This window comes from Leifsonia sp. SIMBA_070, assembly GCF_046534635.1.
Classification (GTDB): domain Bacteria; phylum Actinomycetota; class Actinomycetes; order Actinomycetales; family Microbacteriaceae; genus Leifsonia.
Genome location: NZ_JAWRYK010000474.1, coordinates 1 through 260 on the forward strand (window position 1 = coordinate 1; position 260 = coordinate 260).

1 protein-coding gene is annotated in these 260 nt (G+C 69.2%); it reads left to right on the top strand.

Going from position 1 to position 260, the window contains the following annotated elements:
• A partial coding sequence (locus SB754_RS21110; RefSeq protein WP_410784298.1) for a hypothetical protein occupies positions 1-260 on the top strand: 260 nt, incomplete at both ends.

Genomic DNA, 260 nt, shown 5'->3' on the forward strand with positions numbered 1-260 from the left:
GGCTCGGCCGGGCCGCGAACGCCTTGCTGGACCGGCACGAGAGCATGCGGTCCACCTTTGTCGTCGACGAAGACCTCGGTGCGGTCGCGCTGGTGCGTACCGGCCTGGATGTCGGTGTCGCGGTGCATGACCTGACGACGGTCGGTGAATCCGCCCGGGTTGCCGAACGGGACCGGATCCTGGCTGCCGACCGGGCCACCGGCTTCGACATGTCCGCGGGTCCACTGATCAGGATCGCCGCGTTGCGGTTGGCACCGGAT